This window comes from Bacillus sp. AFS059628 (assembly GCF_002571225.1).
Lineage (GTDB): Bacteria > Bacillota > Bacilli > Bacillales > Bacillaceae_G > Bacillus_A.
In genome coordinates this window covers 1-5,048 of sequence record NZ_NVEC01000136.1, presented here as the reverse complement: position 1 = coordinate 5,048, position 5,048 = coordinate 1, and the positions used below count along the sequence as shown (strand labels likewise).

Below are 5,048 nucleotides of genomic sequence, written 5' to 3'. Positions count from 1 at the left end.
AGCAACTAAAAACACAAGTCTTTTGACTTGTGTTTTTTCGTGTTTAATAAAGCATAAACATTTTATACATAAAAAGATGATATATGCAGAATGGATATAGTTTATCCCGCTATTTGCCGGGCAGTAAGACCCCCACCTCAAAATTCAGCGGAAGCGAAGAAGTTAGGTGGAGAATCAACTGCCCGTAAAAGCCCGATTGGTGAGGGCTGATTAAAGTTTCAATTTATATACACATTCGGTCTATCTATTAATATGGCGTTGTCCAAGGGATGTTTAATTTTTGAGCTGTGTCGTACGGTAATTTGGAGTATTAATGGTGATTAGATTATTCCTGCCATGTCAGAAGTAAGTCATACTAGTAGTGAAATAGATAAAAAAACCGATATTCTAACTTGAATATCGGTTTAATAATTTGTGACTTATATGAATTTAGAGCAATACGAAAAGCGTAAATAAAATAGCTAGTAAAATGCGATAGTATGCAAAAGGTTTTAAACCTATCTTCTCTAAAAGCTTCAGAAAAGTTACTACCGCTAGCATTGCTACTATAAAAGAGGTAATGAATCCTACGACAAACATAGGAATATCATTTACACTTAAATACTTCCAGCTTTTTAATAAGTCTAAGCCTGTAGCGCCAACCATTACAGGAAGAGCAATAAGAAAAGAGAATTCAGATGCAGTTTTATAATTTACTTTTGCTAATAGCCCCCCAGAAATAGTAGAGCCAGCTCTAGAAAAACCAGGATATACGGCTAAGCATTGAAATAATCCAATTGTTAATGCTTGACGGTATGTTAAATCATCCAGTGAATAGGCGGTTGCCTCTTTCTTTTTTACTTCTGCAAAGATCATCAGAATGGCCCCTGCCACAAGTCCGATTACGACAGTGTAGGGCTGAAATAAGTAAGTTTTAATAACATCGTGTAGTAATAAACCAGCAACTACTGCTGGAAATACGCCAAGAAATACATGGAATACGTTAAATTTTTTCTCTTTCCGCAGAAGAGGTTTAATATTACATAAAGAAACGAGACGTTTATGATATAAAATTGCAATAGCTAAAATTGCCCCTAGCTGTATAACAATTTCAAACGTTTTCGCTCTTTCTCCTTCAAAGCCTAATAAATGCCCGACTAATATAAGGTGGCCAGTAGAGGAGATAGGTAAAAATTCAGCTAGCCCCTCTATGATACCAAGTATGAAGGCAATAATGATATCGCTCATAGTTTCACTCCTATAAATTAATGGATATCTACTCTTTTAAAATAGAATAGTGTTGCAATAAATCCTGAAATCGCTGTTGCCGCAATGATGATATAAGAATACTCTGGTGGATATGTGAGTTGTAATTCATTATTTGCGATATCTAAAGTAGCGGTCCACGGAAATAAATCTTTATGTTTGGAGTTTACGAGCATAAGATTAGTCATTGTAATAATGACTGTTAATATAATAGGCGGTACATAGCTCTTCATTACAAGAGTTAATAGCACTATAGGTGAAGACAATAGAAAGAGAAGGACACCACAAATTGAAAATTTTAGGAAAGAACCTAAAATTAAATCGGTGTTAAAACCAGGGAAGCCCCCCAATACCCCTAATATTAAAGTGAGTGTCCAAGCGACTAAAGTTAGCATCACGACCCAAAGAAAAAGAATGATGAACTTACTTATAATAAAGCTAATACGCGACACGGGGATAGTTAATAAATTCTTTAGTGTATCTTCTGCATATTCACGGGTAAACATATAAGCAATTACTACTCCATATAAGGGAAAGCCTATTACTAAAGTAGTATATAAGTTAACATCAGTAAATAATTGATGAAACCAAATTGTTGGAGTTGGCTGTTTGGTTTTTATATGTATATAAGAAGCTACTACAACTAAGAAAGGTGCGACACCAGCACCAATAATGCTAATTAAAAACATATTAGAGCGTTTTAGTTTTAATAGTTCTGTATAGAGTAGATTAACCAATCGTTCCACCCCCGACTAGTTTAGTGAAATAATCTTCTAATCTATCTTCGCTCATCATCATTTTTAATACTTCTATATCATTTAGAACGAATGTTCTGTTTATACGCCCTTGTTGTCCGAAATGAGAATAAATACGAATATTTCCTTCATCATGAACTTCGTAATCAAAAATTTGAAAATGATTTTCTAATAGCATCGCAGCCTTATTGTCATTATTCACCTGAAATTCTATGTACTTACGGTTTGTTTTGCGTAGTGTATCAAGAGAAACTTCTTCTAGTAACCTTCCTTCATGAATAATTCCCATACGATCAACTAATTGCTCTACTTCAGCTAATATGTGACTGGAAATAAGTATCGTTATATTTCTTTCCTGTGCTAAAGATTTAATAAGTTTTCGCATTTCTTTAATACCAATAGGGTCCAGCCCGTTAGTTGGTTCATCTAGTATGAGTAATTCGGGATAATGGAGAAGAGCACGTGCAATCCCTAGGCGCTGCTTCATTCCTAAAGAATACTTCCCAACTAATTTTTTTGTTTCGTGCTGCAATCCTACTATTTCTAATGCTTCTTCAATAGCATTCTTTTTATGAATTCCAATTATCTTTGCATTAACTAATAAGTTTTCTTTTGCAGTTAAGTTTTCATAAAACCCTGGAACCTCAACGATAGAACCAATTCTTCTTAAAATATCTTTTTGGTTTTGAAATAAGTTCTCTCCAAATATTTCAATATTTCCACTTGTAGGCTTTATAAGGCTGAGTAACATACGAATGGTTGTAGTTTTACCAGCACCATTACGTCCTATGAATCCGTAAATTTCTCCTTGTTGAACGTTAATATTTAGATTATCTACTGATTTTTGTGTGCCGTATGCTTTAGTAAGGTTAGTCGTTTTTATAATTGTATTTATAGGGGACACCTACTTTCTATAAGTTCTTAATTACATGATAAAAAGGAAGGTTTAACTGCGTATTAATCATTTCTTAACTATTTCTTAAAAGCATTGTGTTTTGGAATGGAAAAGCCAAAAGTAGTTCGTTCCCATGGAATACTTTCAACCCATATATGTCCATGCTGCTTCTCAACTAGTGCTTTTACAATGGCAAGTCCTAGGCCGCTACCGCCATAGGAGGAATTTCTTGATTGTTCGCTTCGGTACATTCGCTCAAATACGTTTTGTAAGTCATGTTTTGGAATACCCGGGCCTCTGTCCCAAATAAGAAGTTCATAGTCTGTATTTGTTTCTAGTAGTTCGATTCCTAATGTTTTCCCATCTTTTCCGTAATAAATAGCATTTTTTATTAAATTATTCATAATTCGCATAAGGCTAAGGTGGTCTGCGATGATAGGGCAAGTAGATTCTGGGATTAGAACTTGTAGCTCAATATTATGTTTTGAGAGTTCAGGCAAAAATTCAATTAAAATTTCTCTAGTAACTTCAGAAAAGTCGAGTTGTTCTTCTTTTATTGGAAATTCATTGGCGTCTAGCTTTGCCATATTGAATATGTCATCAACTAGGTGTTTTAAGTTATTTGATTTTATATAAAGTACTTTAAGATATTCTTGCTTTTCTATTTCAGAAGCAGCAACCCCATCTTTTAAAGCATCGATATAGCCAATAATTGAGGTGAGTGGTGTTCGAATGTCGTGCGAGATACTAGACAAAAGTTGTTTTCTAGATTCCTGAGACCTTTTAGCTTCAATCCGAACCTTTTCTAATTCAGCTATTAGTTCATTTATTGAAAAAACGATATTATGTAATGAACGATCATTGCTTGTAAATAATCTCGTTTGTAAATTGCCTTTTAGTACACGGCTTAATTTAGTATCTATTGATTTGCAATGCTGAATAAATTGTATTCTTGAAAAGAAGAGATACATTGTAATTGAGATAAGTGTAATGAATAAAGACATTTTTATGCTTGGAACCATTTGTATATTTAAAAGCCCACAAATGATAAGTTGTAATGAAATAAGGAATAGCGTTTTATCAGTCTTCAAGCTTTTCACCTACAAACTTATAACCAATGCCCCATACAGTTTGAATAAACTTTGGATTGGAAGGATCGTTTTCTATTTTCTTTCTAAGTTTTCGAATATGTACCATAACGGTATTATCATCTTCTATATAATTATCGTCCCATACATTTCGGAAGAGTTGAGTTTTAGTAAATACTTGCCCTGGGTTTGAGGTGAAGAATTTTAATAGTTCCAGTTCTTTTCCGGTTAAGCTAATTTCCTCCGTATTTGTATGAACTGTATATGTATTTAAATTGATAGTTAGTCCTTTAAAAGTTAAAGTTGTTTTCTCTTGTACATTAATGTTACTGCCGAGAACTAAAAAACGTCGCATAAGAGCTTTTACTCGTGCAACCACCTCGTGAATACTGAAAGGTTTTGTAATGTAATCATCAGCGCCAATGCTTAGACCCAAAATTTTATCAACTTCGTGATCTTTAGCAGTCAACATTAATATAGGTACGTTAGTTTTATCTCTAAGCTTTCTGCATACTTCGATACCATCTACTTTCGGCATCATAAGGTCTAATATAACGAGATTATAGTTGTTTTGATTAAATAACTGTAAGGCCTCATCTCCATTAATCGCAGTATCTACCATATATAATTCTCGTTCTAAATATATTTTCAATAAATTTCGGATTTCTTTATCATCGTCTGCTATAAGGATACGTATATCTTTCATATCTTCACCTGCTTCTAATAGATTTTCATTGATAGTACAACAACACTCTAATTATATACTAGTATTTGTTAAAATAAGGTTGCTAGTTTTATTGGAGGAAAAGGTCTGCACGTATTAAGTTTAGAGTTCAAAATGACTGGGATATGTTTTGGGAGAATAAATTAAAGAGCAGCAGAAGATGGTTTCTGGTAATGAATCTTGTAAGGTTGTATATAGCTAAGAGAGCATAAAAATATTAACTTGAATATATTTATAAAAAGGTGTTGACGATTGTACATTAGAGGTGTAATATAGAACAAGTCGCCGATGACATTAACGTCGAAAGCGGCAAACGAAATGAAAAACTTAGTTGACATTGA

5 protein-coding genes are annotated in these 5,048 nt (G+C 33.5%); all 5 read right to left on the bottom strand.

Going from position 1 to position 5,048, the window contains the following annotated elements:
• Window positions 1-429: 429 nt before the first annotated feature.
• The 5 genes from uppP to COL05_RS30295 all read right to left on the bottom strand — a co-directional run bounded on the left by uppP (window position 430) and on the right by COL05_RS30295 (window position 4,689).
• A complete protein-coding gene (uppP, locus tag COL05_RS30315; protein WP_098671311.1) occupies window positions 430-1,227 on the bottom strand; it encodes an undecaprenyl-diphosphate phosphatase UppP in 798 nt (265 codons plus the stop codon).
• A gap of 17 nt (window positions 1,228-1,244) precedes the next feature.
• On the bottom strand, window positions 1,245-1,982 hold the full coding sequence (locus COL05_RS30310; protein ID WP_142337736.1) for an ABC transporter permease: 738 nt from the start codon (window positions 1,980-1,982) through the stop codon (window positions 1,245-1,247).
• Window positions 1,975-2,904, bottom strand: coding sequence for an ABC transporter ATP-binding protein (locus COL05_RS30305; RefSeq protein ID WP_098671309.1), 930 nt, complete (start codon window positions 2,902-2,904; stop codon window positions 1,975-1,977). The genes COL05_RS30310 and COL05_RS30305 overlap by 8 nt, the downstream gene beginning before the upstream one ends.
• 68 nt (window positions 2,905-2,972) lie before the next feature.
• Window positions 2,973-3,986 carry a sensor histidine kinase gene (locus COL05_RS30300; protein ID WP_142337735.1) on the bottom strand — a complete coding sequence of 338 codons (1,014 nt, stop codon included), beginning with the start codon at window positions 3,984-3,986 and terminating at the stop codon, window positions 2,973-2,975.
• Window positions 3,976-4,689 carry a response regulator transcription factor gene (locus COL05_RS30295; RefSeq protein WP_061657288.1) on the bottom strand — a complete coding sequence of 238 codons (714 nt, stop codon included), beginning with the start codon at window positions 4,687-4,689 and terminating at the stop codon, window positions 3,976-3,978. The genes COL05_RS30300 and COL05_RS30295 overlap by 11 nt, the downstream gene beginning before the upstream one ends.
• Between the last annotated feature and the right edge of the window lie 359 nt (window positions 4,690-5,048).

Bases quoted from the DNA above. Each gene is read 5' to 3' on its own strand.
- uppP (WP_098671311.1), bottom strand. From the start codon at position 1,227: ATGAGCGATATCATTATTGCCTTCATACTTGGTATCATAGAGGGGCTA.
- COL05_RS30295 (WP_061657288.1), bottom strand. From the start codon at position 4,689: ATGAAAGATATACGTATCCTTATAGCAGACGATGATAAAGAAATCCGA.